Origin of the sequence: Caulobacter sp. 17J65-9 (genome assembly GCF_010975005.1) — a bacterium.
Classification (GTDB): domain Bacteria; phylum Pseudomonadota; class Alphaproteobacteria; order Caulobacterales; family Caulobacteraceae; genus 17J80-11.
This window is the reverse complement of record NZ_JAAIVC010000001.1, coordinates 69314-88357: the sequence shown is the minus strand read 5'-3', so window position 1 is coordinate 88357 and position 19044 is coordinate 69314. Positions and strand designations below refer to the sequence as shown.

General features: G+C 67.0%; 20 protein-coding genes. 18 read left to right on the top strand and 2 right to left on the bottom strand.

Features of this window, described 5'->3' with window-relative positions; translation table 11 throughout:
* The first annotated feature begins 195 nt into the window (after positions 1-195).
* On the top strand, positions 196-618 hold the full coding sequence (locus G3573_RS00430; RefSeq protein WP_346427318.1) for a DUF305 domain-containing protein: 423 nt from the start codon (positions 196-198) through the stop codon (positions 616-618).
* 3 nt (positions 619-621) lie between these two features.
* Here G3573_RS00430 and G3573_RS00425 read toward each other — a convergent pair whose 3' ends face one another.
* Positions 622-3117: a heavy metal translocating P-type ATPase gene (locus tag G3573_RS00425; protein ID WP_346427313.1), complete on the bottom strand. Its 2496-nt coding sequence runs from the start codon at positions 3115-3117 to the stop codon at positions 622-624.
* 159 nt (positions 3118-3276) lie between these two features.
* Here G3573_RS00425 and G3573_RS00420 point away from each other — a divergent pair, with 159 nt between their 5' ends.
* A complete protein-coding gene (locus G3573_RS00420) occupies positions 3277-3489 on the top strand; it encodes a heavy-metal-associated domain-containing protein (RefSeq protein WP_205597973.1) in 213 nt (70 codons plus the stop codon).
* An 89-nt stretch (positions 3490-3578) separates the two neighbouring features.
* On the opposite strand, the gene G3573_RS00415 is transcribed toward G3573_RS00420, so the two are convergent.
* Positions 3579-3935 carry a hypothetical protein gene (locus G3573_RS00415; RefSeq protein WP_163258866.1) on the bottom strand — a complete coding sequence of 119 codons (357 nt, stop codon included), beginning with the start codon at positions 3933-3935 and terminating at the stop codon, positions 3579-3581.
* A 375-nt stretch (positions 3936-4310) separates the two neighbouring features.
* Here G3573_RS00415 and G3573_RS00410 point away from each other — a divergent pair, with 375 nt between their 5' ends.
* From G3573_RS00410 to traN, 16 genes are all read left to right on the top strand, one after another.
* Positions 4311-4634, top strand: a complete 324-nt coding sequence (locus tag G3573_RS00410) for a hypothetical protein (protein ID WP_163258865.1) — start codon at positions 4311-4313, stop codon at positions 4632-4634.
* A 153-nt stretch (positions 4635-4787) separates the two neighbouring features.
* Positions 4788-5078 (top strand): type IV conjugative transfer system protein TraL, encoded by a 291-nt coding sequence (gene traL, locus G3573_RS00405; RefSeq protein ID WP_163258864.1) that lies wholly within the window; start codon positions 4788-4790, stop codon positions 5076-5078.
* A 3-nt stretch (positions 5079-5081) separates the two neighbouring features.
* Positions 5082-5678: a TraE/TraK family type IV conjugative transfer system protein gene (locus tag G3573_RS00400; RefSeq protein WP_163258863.1), complete on the top strand. Its 597-nt coding sequence runs from the start codon at positions 5082-5084 to the stop codon at positions 5676-5678.
* 35 nt (positions 5679-5713) lie between these two features.
* Entirely contained in the window at positions 5714-6427 is a 714-nt protein-coding gene (locus G3573_RS00395) for a type-F conjugative transfer system secretin TraK (protein WP_163258862.1), read from the top strand.
* A complete protein-coding gene (locus tag G3573_RS00390) occupies positions 6427-7812 on the top strand; it encodes a TrbI/VirB10 family protein (protein WP_163258861.1) in 1386 nt (461 codons plus the stop codon). Before G3573_RS00395 ends, G3573_RS00390 begins: the two co-directional genes overlap by 1 nt.
* Before the next feature lie 145 nt (positions 7813-7957).
* On the top strand, positions 7958-8779 hold the full coding sequence (locus tag G3573_RS00385; RefSeq protein ID WP_163258860.1) for a DsbC family protein: 822 nt from the start codon (positions 7958-7960) through the stop codon (positions 8777-8779).
* Positions 8776-9216: a TraV family lipoprotein gene (locus G3573_RS22375; protein ID WP_163258859.1), complete on the top strand. Its 441-nt coding sequence runs from the start codon at positions 8776-8778 to the stop codon at positions 9214-9216. Before G3573_RS00385 ends, G3573_RS22375 begins: the two co-directional genes overlap by 4 nt.
* A 9-nt stretch (positions 9217-9225) precedes the next feature.
* Complete coding sequence (gene traC, locus G3573_RS00375; RefSeq protein ID WP_163258858.1) at positions 9226-11871, top strand: type IV secretion system protein TraC; 2646 nt, start codon at positions 9226-9228, stop codon at positions 11869-11871.
* Positions 11868-12209 carry a hypothetical protein gene (locus G3573_RS00370; protein WP_163258857.1) on the top strand — a complete coding sequence of 114 codons (342 nt, stop codon included), beginning with the start codon at positions 11868-11870 and terminating at the stop codon, positions 12207-12209. The genes traC and G3573_RS00370 overlap by 4 nt, the downstream gene beginning before the upstream one ends.
* Positions 12209-12694, top strand: coding sequence for a TrbI F-type domain-containing protein (locus G3573_RS00365; protein WP_163258856.1), 486 nt, complete (start codon positions 12209-12211; stop codon positions 12692-12694). Before G3573_RS00370 ends, G3573_RS00365 begins: the two co-directional genes overlap by 1 nt.
* 20 nt (positions 12695-12714) lie before the next feature.
* Positions 12715-12951, top strand: coding sequence for a hypothetical protein (locus G3573_RS00360; protein WP_163258855.1), 237 nt, complete (start codon positions 12715-12717; stop codon positions 12949-12951).
* Positions 12948-13439 (top strand): signal peptidase I, encoded by a 492-nt coding sequence (gene lepB / locus G3573_RS00355; RefSeq protein WP_163258854.1) that lies wholly within the window; start codon positions 12948-12950, stop codon positions 13437-13439. Before G3573_RS00360 ends, lepB begins: the two co-directional genes overlap by 4 nt.
* Before the next feature lie 20 nt (positions 13440-13459).
* Entirely contained in the window at positions 13460-14065 is a 606-nt protein-coding gene (traW, locus tag G3573_RS00350; protein ID WP_240454427.1) for a type-F conjugative transfer system protein TraW, read from the top strand.
* Positions 14062-15102 (top strand): conjugal transfer pilus assembly protein TraU, encoded by a 1041-nt coding sequence (gene traU, locus G3573_RS00345; protein WP_205597972.1) that lies wholly within the window; start codon positions 14062-14064, stop codon positions 15100-15102. Before traW ends, traU begins: the two co-directional genes overlap by 4 nt.
* Before the next feature lie 8 nt (positions 15103-15110).
* Positions 15111-15941, top strand: a complete 831-nt coding sequence (trbC, locus tag G3573_RS00340; RefSeq protein ID WP_163258852.1) for a type-F conjugative transfer system pilin assembly protein TrbC — start codon at positions 15111-15113, stop codon at positions 15939-15941.
* A complete protein-coding gene (gene traN / locus G3573_RS00335; protein ID WP_163258851.1) occupies positions 15941-19042 on the top strand; it encodes a conjugal transfer protein TraN in 3102 nt (1033 codons plus the stop codon). The genes trbC and traN overlap by 1 nt, the downstream gene beginning before the upstream one ends.
* Positions 19043-19044: the final 2 nt, after the last annotated feature.

Below are 19044 nucleotides of genomic sequence, written 5' to 3'. Positions count from 1 at the left end.
TGGGGCTCCTCTGGGGGCTGATCGTGGTCTTGCTCGTCCTCGGGATCGCAGCGCTCGTCAAATATCTCTTCTTCCGGCGCAAGTAGCGCCACGCTCCTGGTCGGAACTGGGCCGAATATCAGCGGTTCAGCGGGTGTCCCGACCGGAGGAAGGAAGCGAATGAGAACGTATCTACTCTCGATAGCGGCCTTGAGTGTGATCGCCGGTGGAGCGGCTGCTCAGCAAGGGCACACCGGCCACACGCAGCCCGGAGCCTTGCAGCCCGGAGCCATGCAGCCCGGCGCGATGCCGCCGGGAATGATGCACGGGCCCATGTCCCCCGAAATGGCGGCCATGCATGGAGGGCCTCAGGCGGGTCCTGAATACATGGCCAACATGCATCGCATGATGCAAGCCATGATGACCCAGTCCATGGACCCTGACCCCGCCCGAGCCTGGGCCCTGATGATGATCCCGCATCATCAGGGGGCGATCGACGACGCTCGCGTAGTGCTGAAGTACTCCAAGGATCCCGACGTGCGCCGGATCGCCACCAAGACGATCGAGCAAAACGAGAAGGGCATTGCTGAGCTGCAGGCCTGGCTGGATCAGAATGGCGGACGTACGCCGAAGCATTGACCGTCAGGCGACACCCGGCGCCGAGGTCGGCGACGGGACCAGCGATTTGAAGCCGCGAAGCCGCAAGGCGTTCGCCAGTACGCTGACGCTGGACAGGGCCATGGCGCCCGCTGCGAACATCGGCGACAGCAGGACGCCGAAGCCCGGGTAAAGCAGGCCCGCCGCGACCGGGATGAGCACCACGTTGTAGCCGAAGGCCCAGACCAGGTTCTGGCGGATGTTGTTCAGCGTGGCCCGGCTCAGGCCGACAGCGTTGGCCACTCCGCGCAGGTCGCCGCCGGTGAGGACGACATCGGCGCTCTCGATGGCTACGTCGGTCCCCGTGCCCATCGCCAGCCCGACGTCCGCGGTGGCCAGGGCAGGAGCGTCGTTCACGCCGTCGCCCACGAAGGCCACGCGACGGCTGCCGGCCTGCAGCGAGCGGACCGCCTCGACCTTGCCCTCGGGCAGCACCTCGGCGATCACCTCGTCAATACCCAGACGGCGGGCCACCGCTTCAGCGGTACGGCGGTTGTCCCCCGTGACCATGGCGACCTTGAGCCCCAGGCGGTGCAGGGCGGCCACGGCCGTGGGCGTCGTTTCCTTGATCGGGTCGGCGACGGCCAGGACGGCGGCGAGGCGGCCGTCGACCGCAGCGTAGAGCGGGCTCTTGCCATCGGCCGCCAGCCGATCGGCGGTCGGGGCGAAGGCGCCGACATCGATCCCTAGCCGGGCCATGTAGCGGTCCGCGCCGACCTGGACCTTCCGGCCCTCGACCGTAGCTTCGGCGCCAAAGCCGGGGACAGACGCGAAGGCTTCCGGCTCGGCGATCGCCAGCGTACGCGCCTTCGCTGCTTCAACGATCGCGTGGGCGATCGGGTGTTCAGAGCGACGTTCGACCGCGGCGACCAGGCCCAGGACGTCCGCCTCTGTGAAGCCATCCGCGGTGATCATGTCCGTGAGCTCGGGCCGCCCCTTTGTCAGGGTGCCGGTCTTGTCGAGCGCGACCACGTCGACGTCGCGCAAAGCCTGCAGAGCCTCGCCCCTGCGGAAAAGGACACCCAGCTCCGCGGCTTTGCCCGTGCCCACCATGATCGACGTCGGAGTCGCCAGTCCCATGGCGCACGGGCAGGCGATGATCAGAACGGCGACGGCGTTGACGAGGGCGAAGGTGAGGGCCGGATCCGGTCCAAACACCAGCCAGACGACGAAGGTGAGGGCGGCCAGACCGATCACCGCCGGCACGAACCAGGCCGTGACCTTGTCGACCAGGGCCTGGATCGGGAGCTTCGCGCCCTGGGCGGCTTCGACCATGCGGACGATCTGGGCCAGCATGGTCTCGGCCCCGACCTTCTCGGCGCGGAAGCGAAACGCACCGGTCGTGTTCACCGTGCCGCCGACCACGGCGGCGCCGGCGATCTTCTCAACCGGGATCGGTTCGCCAGTGATCATGGACTCGTCGACGAACGAGGCGCCATCGATCACTTGGCCGTCGACGGGGACGCGCTCGCCGGGTCGGACGACGACCACGTCTCCGGGACGCACGGCGTCGATTGCGACCTCGGTCTCGACGCCGTCGCGGACCACGCGTGCGGTCTTGGCCTGCAGTGTCATGAGCCTCTTGATCGCTTCGCTGGTGCGCCCCTTCGCCCGCGCCTCGAACCAGCGGCCGAGCAGGATCAGGGTGACGATGACGGCGGCCGCTTCGTAATAGACGTGGGCCGTGCCTGCAGGCAGGACCTGAGGCGCGAAGGTCGCCACTACCGAATACGCCCACGCCGCAGTCGCGCCCAGCGCCACCAGAGAGTTCATGTCCGGCGTGAACCGGAACAGGTTCGGCAGCCCCTTGCGGAAGAAGCGCAGGCCCGGTCCGAACAGCACGAACGTGGCCAGCGCAAAGCTCACGGCTCGCCAGGTCCCGTCTCCAATGGCGTCGGCGAGCCAGTGATGCACTCGGGGGAACAGGTGTGCGCCCATCTCCAGCACGAAGAGCGGAGCGGTGGCGGCCGCGGCGACGATCACCGATCGGCGCAGTCCGGCGATCTCCGCCTCGCGCGCGGCTCGCTCGCGGTCCGACACGTCAGGCGCGCCGGCGACGCCTTCAGCCTCATAGCCGGTGGCCGCCACGGTCGCTGCGAGGACGTCGAACGGAACGGCGCCTTCCAGCGCACGAACAGAAGCCCGCTCGGTCGCAAGGTTCACGGACGCGTCCAGGACGCCGGGGACCGCCTTCAGAGCGCGCTCGACCCGGTTCACGCAGCTGGCGCAGGTCATTCCGCCGATCTTCAGATCGATCGTGCTTTCGACCGGCTCGTAGCCGATCGCGCGGATCGCCTCCGCGACGGCGACGGGGCTTCCGCCTTGCGCGAATTCGACCCGCGCGCGTTCGGCGGCCAGGTTCACGGCGGCCGCTTTCACGCCCGGAACGGACTTGATGGCTTTTTCGACCCGTCCGACGCAGCTGGCGCAGGTCATGCCGAGCACGGGAATATCTAGGGGTCTTAGCGCGGCTTCGGACACCGGAGCCTCCATGCAATCTCGATGTCCACAGCGGATAGTCCTTCCCATCATGGGAGGGTCAAGCGGCTATTTGCTAAGGTCGTCGCTCCGCACCGCGCCGAGAGTTTCTGGGGGCCGTCTTGACCCTCCCACGGTGGGAAGCCCCACTTAGAGACCATCTTGAACCAGGAGAGCGAGATGGCTCCGATAACAGTCGAAGGCATGACATGCGGCGGTTGCGCGGCGGCCGTGAGGAAGGCGATCGCCTCGGTGGCTCCCGCTGCTCACGTCGAGGTCGATCTGGCGTCCCGGCAGGTCCGGGTCGACGGTGATGTCGACGAGCAGTCGATCAAGGCCGCGATCTGCGGGGCGGGCTACCAGGTCGCGGGCTGACGCCAGTGCAGGTCCGCATCAACAGGTGCGGACCTGCCGTTTCGCGAGGCAGTCTGCTGACGTCAGCGCCCCAGGATTGTCGGTTCTGCCTACTGCGCAGCCGCCAGGATGTGTTCAGCGTAGGCGTATAGGGCCGTGATGATCGTCACGCGCGTCGACCAACGAAAGTGGACGTCTGGCGGGGTCGTCTTCCGAAGCATCTGGCACACCCGGTCGGCCTCCACCAGGTTCTCCGCCGAGACGCGCACGCCGCCGCCGCGCCCTTTGACCGAGACATTGATGTCGCCAAGGATCAGGCGGGCTTGAGCACCGTCGAGTTCAGCCAGGTAGGCGAGGGCGGGGCGCACAAGCCCCTGAACGGGTACGAAGTAATCGGTGAGGCGGGCCCGGGCTTCGATCGCTTTTTCAAGCCGCTCTTTGAAACGCGAATCGTTGGTCAGATTCACGACGCGTGTGCTGCCTGAGCTCAAAGACGCCTCATCCAAAGGGGCGCAGGGCCGACGAGAGCCCTTACGCGCGCAGAATGAGCGAAAGCGTCATAAAAACAAGAGAGTGCACCTGAGCCAGGCGCGCCCAGGTTGCGAAACCCGTCAAAAATGACGCGCGCTGGATCAAAAGCGATGCGCGGCCCGTCAAGAGCCGGTCGAGAAGCAGCAGTAAAGGCGAGACGCGCTGCACGTGCGAACGGCTACGCGTCATAAAGTCGAAGAATTCGCGAGGCCGTATAATGATGGCCGAAAGCAACGATTGCAGACACGGCCGGCCCGTGGCCTATGACGCTTCACTTGTCGTGCGCGATAAGCTGAAAGGTCAACAGAGGAATGAAGTCCAAGACTGAGGACATGCGGGCTCGCAAGCTCGGCGCGGCCGCCGCCGTCGTCGGCCTCGCAGTCGGCATTTGCGCGCTGAGCGCCACCGGCGTCATCGCCGGGACCGACACTACGTTCGACCCGGCAACGGCCCAGGTCGAGGGCTGGATCAACGGTTCGCTCGGCAAGCTGGTCACCATCGCCGCCATCGGTTCGGCGGTCGTCAACATCGTGACCGCGTTCAACTGGAAGTTCATCGCAGGTGCTTTGGGGGTCGGCGTCACGGCAGGCCTCGGTCCGCAAATCGCGGGGAGCTTTGTGACCGCCATCTTCTGAGGCGGTTGTCCCCAATACTGTGATGCACAGCGAGCGGGCCGGACGGGTCTACTGGTGTCTCCCCGCTGGCCCGCTCGCAAATCTCTGAATTCTTCGTCCGAACGTCAGCTGGTCCCGCCGAGAGGCGGGGCCGGCCTGGGAAGCCTCGGGGCCATGAACAGCAAAGACGCTTACATCCCCCAGAGCCTGGACGAGCCGACGCGCTACCTCGTCTTCACGGCCGACGAGCTGATGGTGATCATCCTCCCGCTCGTCGTTTGCACCGTGACACTGAACTTCGTGATCGGGTTGGTCGCGGGTTTGTCGCTCCTTTGGCTGCTGCGGAAGTTCAAGCAGGGCAGCTCACTGCACCGGCTCCTGTGGGCCGCGTACTATGCGCTGCCCTCCTACATATTCCGCTTCAAGGCGACGCCGCCGTCCCATCTGCGCGAACTCGCCGGGTGACGGATGGACATCAACAATAGCGGCCTGGCCGCTCGAAAGCTGAGCATCAAGCTGATGCTGGCGCTGGGCTTCCTTGGCTTGAGCCTGGTCTCGAACGCGGCGTTGGCCGTGGTGGCGGCCACGTCTCAAAAGGTCGTTCTTGTCCCGACCCTGACCGATACGGTCGAGGTCGGCAGCGGTGGCGCGGTGGACCGCGACTACCTCGAGCGCATGTCGCGCGACGCGATCTATCTCTTCCTGAACCGGACTCCCGAGACGGCGAGGTACTTCGAAGCTCAGCTCGAGCGCATCGTGGATCCGGCCACGTACCAAGAGATCAAGACGGCTCTGATCAAGGACCGCCAGGATCGGCGCGAGACGAAGTCCTCGCAGACGTTCTTTCCGTCCGAGTTCTACGTGAAGCCGGGCGACCTCTACGTCGAGGTCGTCGGCCGCCTGCAGCTGAGCGACGGCGTCTCGATCCAGAGCACGGAGACGAAGACCTACGCGCTTCGCTTCGCCCGTCACGGGACGGCGGTGCGCCTGAAGTCGATCGTCGAGATGGAGGCGAAGGATCGCCTCGGGGCTCGCGCGAAGGCCCAAACGGAAGCCGACCGGTGACGGCGGTTCGCACCTTCCTCATGTCGAGAGAACCCATGGCCTCGAAGCTTCTGGCTGGCGTCGCGCTGGCGGCCGCCCTCGCGGCGCCGGCCGCGGCCACGGCCGATCCGGTCCTGGTCAAGAACGGTCGCGTCGAGGCGACCGTGTCGTCCGATCAGATGTCCCGCCTCGTCGTGCTGGGCGAGAAGGTCGTCGAAGTCCGCAAGATCGACGACCCGGCCGGCCCGCAGATCCTGGTCGAGACGAGCGACACGACGGGTGACGTCTTTGTGGCCTTCGACGGCGAAGCGGTCGGCAAGACCTTCACGCTTTTCCTGATCACCAACCAGGGCCGGACAATCCAGGCGGTGCTCACGCCGGGCGCTGTCGAGGGCCAGACGGTCCAGATCCTCACGGAACAGGCGCCGCAGGCCCGAATGGATCAGCGGGCTGATCGTCGCGCTCCGTATCAGGAAACCGTCACGGCGCTGATGCGTCTGATGTTCAACTCGGAAGCGCCTGAGGGCGTCGTGTTCCGGGCGGTGAACGGTAAGCCGGGCAAGGCCGGCCCGTTCGAGCTGCAGGTGGTCGAAAGCTACGAAGTCGCGGGTCTCCGCGGCCAGGTGATCCACCTGCGCAACGCCTCGGCCGAAGAGCAGCAGGTGATCGCCGACAGCTTCTTCGTGCCGGGCGTCCTGGCCGTCGCGGTCACGCACGAAGCGCTCGGGCCGAACAACCGCGGCCGCGTCTTCATCGTGGAGGAGAAGTGATGTCGGCCTCGGAGATTCCGGCGGCCGACGATTCCTTCGCCAGCGGCGGCGTCAGCGTCAACGAGCGCGCCGGACGCAAGCAGAAGCTGTTCTGGGGCGTGGCGATGGTCGTCCTGGTGGGCGGCGCCAGCTGGTTCATCATGGACTACATGTCGGACGACACGTCCGGGGCCAAGAAGGACCCCGACGAGGCCGCCCGGATGGTGGCGACCGCAGGCCTCGCCCGCGGCGGCGGTCAGGACACGTCGCGCGAGCTGGCTGTGCGGGTGCAGTCGCTGGATGCGGACAATCGCCAACTGCAGTCCGAAAAAGCCCAGCTGCTCACCGAACTGGAACGGGCGAAGGCCGAGTCCGCAGCGAACCACGACAATGCGCTGAAGACCATCAACGCGCTGAACTCCGAACTCGAAATGCGTAGCGCGGCTCCCCCTCCCGTAGCCGCTGCGCAGGGCGGCGCGATCACTGGACCAAGCGTCGCGCCGCCACCCTACAGCAGCGCAGGCGACCCGTTCGCTCCCGTCGGCGCGGGCGGGCAGGGCGCGTCCCATCTCGCCGGCGCGTTCGGCGCCCGGTCAATGGACACGGCCGGCCAGCCCAATGGCCGCCGCTCGGTGAGCGTCATCCGGGCGGGTGGCGCCAAGCCGGCCCAGGCGGCTGAGCCTGAAGCGTCCGAGGGCAAGCCGGCCAACTCTGACAGCGCCTTCGTGCGCAGCGGAGTTCAGACCTTCGACAGCAAACGGTTCGTCCCGCCGAACGCCTACGTGAAGGCCAAGGTGCTCGTCGGCGTCGACGCGACCACGGGCGTAAGCCAGCAGGCCGATCCGAAGCCCGTGATGTTCCGGCTGGTCGGGCCTGCCACCCACGTCGGCGCGAACGGAAACCTTCAGACCACTGACCTGACCGGCTGCGTGGTCAATGGCGCGGCTTACGCCGAACTCCCGTCCGAGAAGGTCTACATCAAGCTGCAGAGGATCTCCTGCCCGGCGGGACCCAAGCAGTTTTCCGTCTCGGCGGTCGAGGGCTACGTCTCCCATCGAGGCAAGGCGGGCGTCCGCGGCCAGGTCGTGTCCCGAGACGCGGGCCTGATGGGGCGGGCGATGATCGCCGGCACGTTCCAGGGCCTTGGCCAGTCGCTCGAGAACTACACGAACCGGAACATGGGCGGCCTGACCGTCGGCTCGACGGGCCAGGTGCAGGGCGCCGCTCCGCTGGACGCTGGCCAGGTCGCCGCCGGCGCCTTCGGCGGCGGCGTGGGCAACGCCGCCTCGACCCTGGCCGATTACTGGATCAAGCGCGCCGAGCAGTACCAGCCGGTGATCGAGATGCCGACCGGTATCGAGGTCGAGCTGGTGTTCCTGACCGGCTTCGAGATCGGGAAGAAGTGATGCGTAGCTTCCCCGCCCGCTCCGTCGCAACGGCCTGTCTCATCGTCTTCGCCTTCAACGCCCCGCTCGTCGCGGGGTGCTCGCCGACGCGCGGCCAGTGGTCGTGCCCGGCTCTCACCCAGAACTGAATTCCGAGGGGAATCCTGTGCAACTTCTGACCAAGAAGAAGCTGGCGATGGGCGCGGCCGCGGCCGTCCTGATGGCAGTGATCGCGGGCGGTTGGGCCTATGCTCAAACGGACAGCCGCCTCGTTTCGAAGATCGAGAAGCAGTTCCCGAACACGAAGGTGTCGGGCGTGGACTGCGACAAGGGCCTGCCGGGCATCTGCGAGGTGACTGCGGGCGCCAACGTCTTCTACGTGACGAAGGACGCCCGCTACGCCTTCGTTGGAGCCGTGCTCGACCTGAACAGGAAGGTCGACATCACCGATGCGCGCTTGCGTGAGCTGGCGGCCGTGAACAATGCCGAACAGCGTATCAACGGGCAGGGCGGGCAGGTACAGCAGGCCGCCGCGCCGCAGGCGGGTCCGATCCGAAAGATCAATGTTACTCTGCCCACGGCGAACGCGATCGTTCACAACGCCGGCGCGCCCATCAAGCTGAAGGTCTTTACCGACCTGAACTGCGGCTACTGCCGCAAGCTGCACGAGGACCTGAAGTCCGCGAAAGACATCGAGGTCACCGAGTACCCGATGGCGTTCCTGGCCCCCGACAGCCGCGACAAGGCCCGTCTGGCCCTTTGCGCCGGCGACCGCGCCAAGGCCGTCGACAGCATCTACCTGGGCGGGGAAGTGGTCGCGCCGGACGACTGCGGCGGCGCCGACGCGGCCGTGCAGGCCAATACGGAGTTCGGTCAGCAGAACGGGATCACCGGCACGCCGACGATCGTCCGCGCCGACGGCGCGAGCCAAAGCGGCTGGATGCCGATCGAGCAGCTGCGCGCCTGGGCGAAGGGAGCGCAGGCGTGAGGGCGGCGCTGATCCTGGGCCTCGCCGGGTTCGCGCTTGCGGGTTGCGCGACCAACACCAAGGGCAGCTGGGCGTGCAAGGCGCCCGAAGGCGCGACGTGCGCGTCGATCGAGGAGATCGACCGCGGGATGGGGCCGGCCAGCAGCGGCGTGATCAACGCCGCCGCGCGCACCACCATCGAGGGGGCGGAAGTCGTCCGCTGGTGGAAGGACGTGCCGCGTGCGTCGCAAGGACCAGGCTTCCCTCTACGCGAGGGCGACCAGGTGATGCGGATCGTCTTCGCTCCGTTCGTCGATCGGGTCGGCGACTACTACACGCGCTCTGAAGTGTACGCGGTCATGCGCCCGGGCGGATGGTGGGGGCCCGGCGCGGCCCCCGAAGCCTTTGTCGTGAAGCCGCTGCCAGAGGCGGCCAGCGCTCGTACGGCCTCCAAGTAAGGGCGAGCGATGCTGCCGGGGTTCGACTTCCAAAAGCTCGCCGGGGACGCGCTGCAGCGCGGAGCGAAGGCGATTTTCGACGAGCCGCCGCCGGCGGAAGCGCCGCGCGGCTTTCACGGCCACGCGACGCTCTCGGCGCTGCTGCCGTATCGCCAGTGGGACGCGCAGCGTGAGCTGTTCGTCCAGGACAAGAGCCTCGGGTGGGTTCTGGAAGTCATCCCGCTGGTCGGTTCGGACGACGTGCAGGCCCGCATGCTCGAGGAGCTCTGCGCCCACGCCGTGCCGCAGGGCGCGACCTGCCAGATCATCACCTACGCCTCACCAAAGATCGGCGACCTGATCGGCAAGTGGGCGAAGGTCCGTGCGCGCCAGGGCGGCGTGTTCGAAGAGCTGGGCAAGCACCGCTACGACTTCCTGCGCAAGGGCGCCTGGGAGTCGGCCTCGGCGCACGCGCCGTTCTATTTTCGCGACTTTCGCATCTTCATCGCCGTCGAGATGGACGGCACGCTGGAGTCGGAAGCCGCCGACGAGTTGACCGAGGCCCGCGCGAAGTTTGCCGCCGACTTCAAGGCGATGCGGAGCTTCACGAAGACCCTTCATCCCGCCGACCTGATCGACGTCGTTGGCGACATTCTTAATCCGTCCACCAACGTGCGCAGGGCGGCGCGCGGCTACGACGACACCCAGTACCTGAACGAACAGATGGTGGGGTGGGACACTCGCTACGCCGTCTTCCGGGATCGCATCGACGTCGCCGCGCGAAGCGAGGGCGATGACCTGGTGCTCGACGAGTCCGATGCGAAGGCCGTCGCGCTGATCCGCGAGAGCGGCGGCAAGGACGAGCAGTTCCAGATGAGGGGCTTCGCCGTGCGGAAGTTCCCGCGCATCTGGAGCCAGGCGCGGATGAGCCGGCTGCTCGGCGACATGTTCAACGACCAGCTTCGGTTGGTCGGTCCGACCCTGATCGTGACCGTCTTCACGAACATGACGCCGGAGAAGTCGCGCTCCACGGCGGAGTTCAAGCGCATCCGCACCACCCAGGCCGCCAGCAACCGTCTCGGCGGCATGGTCCCCGAGACCCGCAAGGCGGCTGAGGAGTGGAGCTGGGTGATGGAGGACGTCGCCGAAGGCGCCCTCCTCGGGCACGTCGGCATGTTCATCCTGACGGTCTCGCCGAAGCGGGATGCGGTCCAGGCGGAGCGCCAGCTTCGCGCTGTCTGGCGCTCCTGTGGCTTCGACATCGAGCGGCACGACGACATCCACCTGCAGACCCTGCTGACATGCCTGCCGCTGGGCTTCAGCTCGGGCATGGCCGAGGATCTGCAGAAGACCGGGCGCGTGCGGCGGATGCCCTCGACGGTTTCAGCCCGCCTGGCGCCGCTGCAGGGCGAGTTCCTGGGCTATCCCGACACACCGCACATGCTGTTCTCGGGGCGCCGCGGCCAGCTCTTCTACTACTCGATCTTCGGCAACTCCGAAGGCAACCACAACTGCGCCGTCGTCGGCTCGTCGGGCTCGGGAAAATCCGTGCTGATGCAGGACATGGCCGCCAGCCTTCTCGGGGCTGGCGCGCACGTCATGGTCATCGACGACGGCTTCTCGTTCCGCAATTCGTGCCTGCTTCTGGACGGCGCCTTCATCCAGTTCGACCTGGACAAGAGGATCTGCATCAACCCGTTCAGCATGATCGACGAGGGCTTCGCCAGGGAGAGCCCGGACTATCTCGTCGAGTGCAAGAGCATGCTGCTGCTGGTCTGCACGCAGATGGCGCGCGGCGATCGGCTGGCCACCGACGAGGAGGCCGGAGCCCTCGAGCGGGTGATCGGCGAAGTTTGGGAGGCCAAGGGCGCCAGCGGCACGTTCGATGACGTCGTCGCCGGCCTGATGCACCCGGACTTCGGCGAGCGCGGCCGTGATCTCGCGCTCTCGATGCAGGCTTACACCAGCAAAGGTACGTACGGCGGCTACTTCAACGGCCGGGCCAACCTGGACATGACGAACCCCTACACGGTGTTCGAGATGTCGGACCTCGAGTCCAAGCCGGCGCTGCGCGCCGTCGTGATCCTCGCGCTGCTGTTCATGATCCGCCAGCGCATGAAGGTGGGCGGGCGGGAGCAGAAGAAAGCGCTCATCATCGACGAGGCCTGGCAGCTCCTGTCGGACGGGGCGACGGGCAAGTTCATCGAAGGGATGGCGCGCCGCTGCCGTAAGGAAGGCGGCGCCATCATCACCGGGACGCAGTCGCTCAACGACTACTACAAGACCGCCGGCGCGACCGCCTGCATCGAGAACAGCGACCACGTCGTCGTCCTGCGCCTGAAGGACGAGTCGCTGGAGCAGTTCCGCGAGAACGCTCGCTTGAAGATCAGCGAGCCGACGATGGTGCTGATGAAGTCCCTCAAGGTCGTCGAGGGCGAATACTCAGAAATGGTGATCATGGTCCCGGGCGGGAGCTTCCTGGGCCGGCTGATCCTCGATCCGTACTCGGCCACGCTCTACTCGTCGAAGCCCAACGTGTTCGCCGCGATCGACGGTCTGCGCGAGCTGGGCTGGGCAATGAAGGACGCCGTCCGCGAGGTCGCGTACCGGGGCGCGCCGGCCGTGCTCGACGCCCTGCAAGGGGCCGCCGCTCACTCCCGGAGGGCGGCGGCATGAGCCTTGTGACGTGGACCTCGGAGGGGCGCAGCCGGGGCCCGAACTCCGATCTGAGTATCGCCGCCATGGCCGGCCGCCTGGTCGAGAACGGGCTCATGGCTGTAGGCCTGATGGGGGTGGTGAGCCTTGGTCTCGGGGGCATGACCCTAAGCGCCGCCGCGCGCATCTGGGGGAGCTTCTGGACCCACTACGCGAACGCCTCGGACGAGGCGCGGGGGCCCGTGCTGGCGGCTCTGGTCGGCGTATGGGCCGTCCTGACCGCTCTCGTGGGGTGGTTCCGAAACAGCCGGACGGGCGCGCGCAGCGACGCCGGCAGTCAGATCAAAGGACAGTGGTGATGTCGGACCAAGCGGACGCCCCGATGCAGGGCAAGCCGTCGCTGCGCGCGTGGTTGCGCAAGTGGGGGCCGTCAAAGGGTCAGGTGACGGGGGCGATGATCGCGCTGCTGGTCGTCTCGAATGTTGGCGCCTGGGCGGCCCTAGTCACTCGCAAACCGCCAAAGATCGTCACCGTGGGCATCACGGAACTGACTCAGGGCTTCATTGCGCGCGAAGCCTTGGGCCAGATCACACCGGATCAGGCGCGGATCCGCATGGAAACTTACCTTGCGGTGAGCCAGGACACGCTCAAGCGCGTCGCTACCGAGGACGGTGTCATCGTGCTCGCGCGCGAGTGCGTGCTCGCCGGCGAGCAGGCCGACTGGACCGCAGTGGTCGACGCGGCCGTGAAGTCCGCCATGGCGCCGGTCGCCGGCCCGAAGCCCGCCGGCCTCGCCCTGCCGGGCCTGGCTGCAACCCCGGAGGCGGGCTTGGCTCGCCGGTGAGGGAGCTCCGGGAAGAAGAGTTGGCCTTCCTGCGGTTCCACCTGGAAGAGCCGTTCCCCACGAAGTGGCAGTTTCCGCGCCGCTCGACGCACGCCCCGGCCGCCATGCGGGCCGTGAAGGTCATGGAGAACGGGCGCGAGGTCACGCTGGAGATCGGGCCGGAGTCGACCAAGCGGCTCATGCCCTACTTCGACGCCGAGATGCGCCTGACCGACGAAGCCAGGGCCCTGCTGCAAGCAAACGAGGTGGTGGCATGACGCGACTGTCTAAGAAGGCGGTCGAGCGGCTGGCGGCGCTGGGCGCCTTGCTGGCTGGTGTGTGCGCCGTGGGCGTCGTCCACGAGCGCTACGAATTCGGCGTGAACACGACCGAGAGCCTGTCGAACTGGGCGTACGTCGTGGACCGCGAAGACCGAACGCCGCGGCGTGGCGAGCTGGTCCAGTTTCACCCGCCGGCGAACCCGTACTATCCGACGAGCGCGAAATTCGTGAAGCGCGTCGTGGGTGTGCCTGGCGACCTCGTGGAGGCTCGCGGCCGCGAGTTCTACGTCGCGGGCCGGTTCGTCGGCCGCGCAAAAGAGCGCTCCAGAATGGGCGACGAGGCGCCGCTCGGTCCTGTCGGCGTCATCCCGGCCGGCCAGTATTTCGTCGTGGGCGACCACACAGACTCCTTCGACAGTCGCTACGCGCACATGGGCTGGATCAGCGCCGCGCGGATTCAGGGCGTCGCGAGGCCGGTGCTGTGAAGCGGCTCGGGGGCATGGTGTTGGCCACCGCGATCGCGGCCGCCGGCGCGGCGCAAGCGAAGGACCTCGGCACGATCGGGCACACGTTCACGATCGCAGAAACCGACATCCTGGAATACATCGCCGCGAAGCTGCGCAAGGCGCAGCAAGCGGGCAAGCTGGACTCCCTGCAGAAGGAGTTCACGGCGCGGGTGAAGAAGCGCGTCGAGCGTCCGCGCGCCGTAGACGGCCTGCGCACGACCGTCGAGCCGCGCTCTTGGCTGTTCGATCCGACGATCATCGTGCCGAAGGATTTTTCAGACCCGCAGGGCCGCGTGTTCGCGCGCGCCGGCGAGCGCCTGAACCCGCTCGATCGTCTGCCAGGCTTCGACCGGGTGCTGATCTTCATCAACGGCGACGACCCGCGCCAGGTGGAATTCGCCTTCAAAAAGCTCGGCCAGATCGGCGAGCGCCGCGGCCGCGTCGTGCTGGTCGACGGCGCGCCGCTCGAACTCATGAGAAAGCGCAAGAGGCAGGTCTACTTTGACCAGGAGGGCCGCCTCTCGGGCCACTTCGGGCTGCGCCAGGTCCCGGCCATCGTCGAACGCGAAGGCTCCAGGCTGCGCGTATCGGAGGTGAAGCCGTGAGCCTGTGGCGCAACCTCATCGCCTGCGCGATGGCGGGCGTCCTCGCGATCGGCGCCCCTACCGTGGCGAACGCGGTCGAGGCCCCCAAGGGGCAGAGCTGCACGGGCAAGTTCCCGAACCCCTTCGGGGACGTGTGCTGGTCCTGCCTGTTTCCGCTCTCGCTGGGCAACATCCAGCTGTTCAAGGGGGACAAGCCGGACACTCCGAACCCAGGCTCTCCGGTCTGCGTGTGCCCGGCGCCGCCGCCGCTGTTCGTCCGTGTGGGCCTGGCGGTCGGCTTCTGGGAGCCGGTCCGCCTCGCCGACGTGACCACCAAGCCGTACTGCTTCGTGAACCTCGGGGGGATCTCGATCGACCCGGGCGTCGGCTTCCCGGCCAAGTCCGAGAACTCCACCGACAACGGCGTCGGCACCCTCTCGGGCTACCATGTCCACTGGTACGTCTACCCGGTCATGGTCTGGCTCGAGCTGCTGACCGACTTCCTCTGCCTTGAACGGACGTCGTTCGACATCGCGTACCTGACCGAGCTCGATCCGCTCTGGAACGACGATCACCTCGCCGCGCTGATCCACCCGGAGTCCCTGATCTTCGCCAATCCGATCGCGGCGGCCGCCTGCGCAGTCGACTGCGCGGCGTCCTCGGCCGGCGGCTCGCGCCACGAGCTGTTCTGGTGCGCGGGCTGCCAGACCGTGATGTACCCGATGAGCGGCAACATCTCGGGCGAGTACGGCGACGTCCAAGGCTCGGTGCTGGCGGCCGAGCGCTTCGCCTACAAGATGCACCGCATGCTTCTCGCGGACGGGACCAGCGGTCCGAGCGCCGTCTGCGAAAAGTACAAAATGCCGATCATGGATAAGCGCCAGTACCGGTTCCAGATGGTGAACCCGGTAGCGCACAAGTCCGGGCCGTTCACCTGCCCGAACATCGGCCGGGTGTCCGCGACCTACGAGGGCATGAAGTCCCTCCCGATGAAGGGCGAGGACTACGGCTACCTCGTGTGGCGCAAGCGCAATTGCTGCGTGACGATCATCCCCTAAGGCCCGCCATGTTTGTCTTCACTGGCTCTGTTGAGTGCTGGGCGTATTTCGTCGCGGGCCTGCTGGTCGGGGGTACGCTGGTCTTCCTGGGCCTGCGCACTCGCTGGGTAGTCGCGACCGCAGTCGGTTCGCTGGTGATGGCCGCCGCTATCAGCTGGGCCGGCGCCGCGACCGCGCAGTCGCAGGACGCGGTCTCGTCTGAAGTCCGCCGGCTGATCGATGACGCGAACAAGCGTGCCGAGGCGCTGAAGTCAGATCTCGGCGGCTTCGCCAACCAGGTCGAGACGCGTGGGAACCCCTATCAGGCCGAGGCCGCCCGCCTGGCGGCGGAGAACCAGGCGCGGGTGCGCAGGGGCTTCGGCATGATCGGCGGCGACGTGTTCGGCCAAGCGGTCGGAGATCCGCTGGCCGGGCCCGAACAGGAAGGCGTGCTCTACGTCGCCGTGAGCTTCTCGATGCCGCCGGCGGCGCTGAAAGCGCTTGCGACGGAGGCGCAGACGATCGGCGGCAAGGTGGTGATCCGCGGCCTGGTCAACGGATCCTTCGAGCAGACGCTCGCGGCCGCCAAACAGGTCTTCGATCCCCAGTCCGTGGCGGGCATTGCCATCGAGCCTCAGGTCTTCCGCGCCTACAGGGTCACCCGTGTACCGACCTTCATCGTGGCCACAGCGCCGGTGACGCCCTGTCAGGACGGCGTCGACTGCACGAGCGCGGCCACACCGCACGACAAGATTTCCGGAAACATCACGACGGCCGAGGCCCTGCGCCAGCTGGCCCTCGACGGCTCCGAAGCGCCGAACGTGGCCCGGTCCTTCCTCGCCGATCTGCAGGACCGGTGATGTCGGTCTCCCGAACGCGAAAGATCATCGCGGCCGCCCTGGCGCTCGCCTTCGCCATTCCGGGCGCCAGCGCGGCTCAGACGCAGGGCGGCGGCGCTGGCGACTTCGTGGGCTCCCAGCCGCCGCCGACCCTTGCCGACCCGATCACGACGGTCCCCGGCGCCGACACGAACGTCGCTCACTGGTCAGGGATGTGGAACGACCCGGCCGGGCTCGAGCAGGTCGGTCGCAACTCCGTGGTGGGCAACGAGCTGGGCGGAATTGTCGGCAGCAGCGCCGAGGGAACGGCCGGACAGGTTTCCGCCAACGACGATTGGCTGCAGCGTTCGTTCGACGTGCTGCGCCAGCCAGGCGAACACGCCGGCGATCTGGTGACCCAGCCGACTGAGATCTGCGAGACCAGACAGGTAACCGAGACCAGGGAAGAGACGAGCCTCTACACCTGCGAGACCGGCACGCCGACGCAGGAGACCGTCGCGGAGTGCAAGCGGCAGTACGTGCCGATCTTCGACACGGATTACGTCTACGAGTGCAAGGCCGGAACGCAGTGGTCGTCGACGTCGAAGACCTGTGAGCCCGAGCGCGTCGTCGTGGTCGACGAGGACTACGTCTATTCATGCAAGACCGGCACGGAGTGGACGCAGACGCCGGCGAGCTGCACGCGCAAGCGCGTGGTCGTGGTCGATGAGGATTACGTCTACGGCTGTCAGCTGACGTGGAACGGCACGACCCATGCGCCGAACCAGGCCTGCAACGCTGCCGGTCAACCAGGATGCTCGATCCAAGGCGGCCGGACGTGCACCCAGCCGAGCAACCTGCCATCGAGCTACACCTGTCAGACCGGCTACTCGGAGACCGCTTCGTCAGGGCAATGCCAAGGCGAGGCCCCCCAGGTCACTCGGACGACCTGGCAATACAAGTGCATGTACAAGGCGGCAAAGAACGCGCGGGACGACGCCCGCTATTGCCCGGAATTCAACAACAACTCGTGCGCTGTCACTAGCTACAGAGCGATCCCGATTTTCGGCCTGACCGGCCCCTACATCCATGAGGTCTATGCGACCTGCACCACTCAGCAGACGACGCGCGACGACCTCGAGCAAACTGGGACCGGTACGATCGTCGAGGACGACGAAATCGACTGGGCGGCTTGCTCGACCTACACCGGACAATCGGGATGCACGCTGACAGGCGAGGTCTGCCTCCAGCAAATTGGCGCGAAATGTAAGAAGGCTGCGCGCACCTACTCGTGCACCACTCGGACGCAAGGTGCTGGCTGCAGTCCGCCTGCGGGCATGACGCTCACGGGCCAGCGCTGCCTTTGGTCCGACAGCGGCGGCGTCTGCCGGCTATACGAGAACACCTACGGCGACCCGACGGGCGGCTGCGCCACGTTCCAGGAGAACTATCGCTGCGAGACCCAGGTCGGCGCCGCGGGCCCCGCGGACTCGATCCCGCGGGACGTCGTCAGCGACACCTGGGACAACGGCTGCACGGCCCTGCAGGGCGACGGCTCGTGTGTGCGTCAGACGACCACCAACACGGTCGGCGCTCAGACGCGCACGATCAACGGCCTCCCGGTAACGCGCGACCCATGGGAGGTCCGCGAGGACTACATCTGCTGGTCGTCGACATCCGTGAACAGCTGCACGCCGTTCACGAGCTGCACCCAGCAATCCAATGTCTGCGCGAGCACCGACCGTAACGGCGTCTGCACGGCCTGGCAGCGGCAATACCTCTGCGAGAACCCCGCTACGGGCGGGGGTACGCCGCAAAGCACGCCGCGCGAAGTGGTCAGCGAATACTGGACCGACCCGTGCGCTGCAAACCGGAACGACCCGACCTGCAAGCTCACCTCGAACGCCGTCGTGATCGGGTCGGAGACCCGCACCATCAACGGGATGTCGGTCACCCGCGACCCGTGGAAACGGCGGGAGACCTGGACCTGCAGCACCTCGAGCACGGTCGACACCTGTGGCCCTGTGAAGACCGGATGCACGCTGATCGGCACGAGTTGCGGCGGCACGGACCCGCAGGGTGCATGCTCGCTGAACCTTAACCGCTACCGCTGTGAGGAGCCAAAGTCAGGCGCCGGCACGCCTGTCGACCAGCCGGTCGATCAGACCGGAGGGACGTGGGAGGAGGGCGCCTGCGCGCCCAAGGCCGACCCGAATTGCCAGCTGCAGACGGCGAACCAGTGCACTCAAGGCGCAGAAACCCGCACGGTCGACGGTCACCCCGCCACCGCGACCTGCTGGGAGCAGACCGACACCTACGTCTGCCAGCGGCCGGGATCGAAGACCTCGAACTGCCAGCCGGCGGCCGGCTGCACCCTGAGAGAGCAAGTCTGCCTCGAGGATGAGACGAAGCCGCTCAGCCAGTGCCAGTCGATCGAGAACGTCTACGAGTGCACGAAGGCCACCGAGACGACCCACGAGGAGACGTCCTGCGAGACAAAAATCTGCGTCGGGCAGGACTGCTACACGCAAGGCGGCGGGGAGGATGGCGAGCCTGAGAGAGGCTTCCCCGACGCGCTGGCGGCCCTCTACGTGGCCAACGAAGCCGGCAAGGACTACTCGATCGAGCCGTCGATCTTCAAAGGCGAGCCGCTGCGCTGTCGCAAGGCCGTCCTGGGCTTCCGCAACTGCTGCAAGGACAGCGGCTGGGGCCTCGAGCTGGGCCTCGCCCAGTGCGACGACCAGGAAAAGACGCTGATGCTTCGCCAGGAGGCGAAGGCGACCCACTACGTCGGGACCTGGTGCTCGAAGAAGGCCTTCTTCGGCGCGTGCATGGAGAAGTCCATGCGCTACTGCGCCTTCGAGGGCTCGCTCGCGAAGATCGTCCAGGTCGAAGGCCGCAAGCAGATCACCAAGCCGTGGGGCTCGCCCAAGAGCCCTGACTGCTCCGGCTTCACGATCGAGCAGTTCCAGCGACTGGACCTGTCGAACGTCGATTTCTCCGAGTTCACGGACGACATGATGACGAAGGTCATGGCGCCCGGCGAGGGCGGCACGGTCAGCCGCATCCAGCAAAGCATCGAACAAATGATGGGTTCCGGGACGCCGGCGGTTCCGCCGCCCCTGCCCGGCGGTGGGGGTTGAGA

What these genes read in the sequence shown, in the direction of transcription:
- G3573_RS00410 (WP_163258865.1), top strand. Translation starts at nt 4,311, where the DNA reads ATGAAGTCCAAGACTGAGGACATGCGGGCTCGCAAGCTCGGCGCGGCC.
- traL (WP_163258864.1), top strand. Translation starts at nt 4,788, where the DNA reads ATGAACAGCAAAGACGCTTACATCCCCCAGAGCCTGGACGAGCCGACG.
- G3573_RS00400 (WP_163258863.1), top strand. Translation starts at nt 5,082, where the DNA reads ATGGACATCAACAATAGCGGCCTGGCCGCTCGAAAGCTGAGCATCAAG.
- G3573_RS00395 (WP_163258862.1), top strand. Translation starts at nt 5,714, where the DNA reads ATGGCCTCGAAGCTTCTGGCTGGCGTCGCGCTGGCGGCCGCCCTCGCG.
- G3573_RS00390 (WP_163258861.1), top strand. Translation starts at nt 6,427, where the DNA reads ATGTCGGCCTCGGAGATTCCGGCGGCCGACGATTCCTTCGCCAGCGGC.
- traC (WP_163258858.1), top strand. Translation starts at nt 9,226, where the DNA reads ATGCTGCCGGGGTTCGACTTCCAAAAGCTCGCCGGGGACGCGCTGCAG.
- G3573_RS00370 (WP_163258857.1), top strand. Translation starts at nt 11,868, where the DNA reads ATGAGCCTTGTGACGTGGACCTCGGAGGGGCGCAGCCGGGGCCCGAAC.
- G3573_RS00365 (WP_163258856.1), top strand. Translation starts at nt 12,209, where the DNA reads ATGTCGGACCAAGCGGACGCCCCGATGCAGGGCAAGCCGTCGCTGCGC.
- lepB (WP_163258854.1), top strand. Translation starts at nt 12,948, where the DNA reads ATGACGCGACTGTCTAAGAAGGCGGTCGAGCGGCTGGCGGCGCTGGGC.
- trbC (WP_163258852.1), top strand. Translation starts at nt 15,111, where the DNA reads ATGTTTGTCTTCACTGGCTCTGTTGAGTGCTGGGCGTATTTCGTCGCG.
- traN (WP_163258851.1), top strand. Translation starts at nt 15,941, where the DNA reads ATGTCGGTCTCCCGAACGCGAAAGATCATCGCGGCCGCCCTGGCGCTC.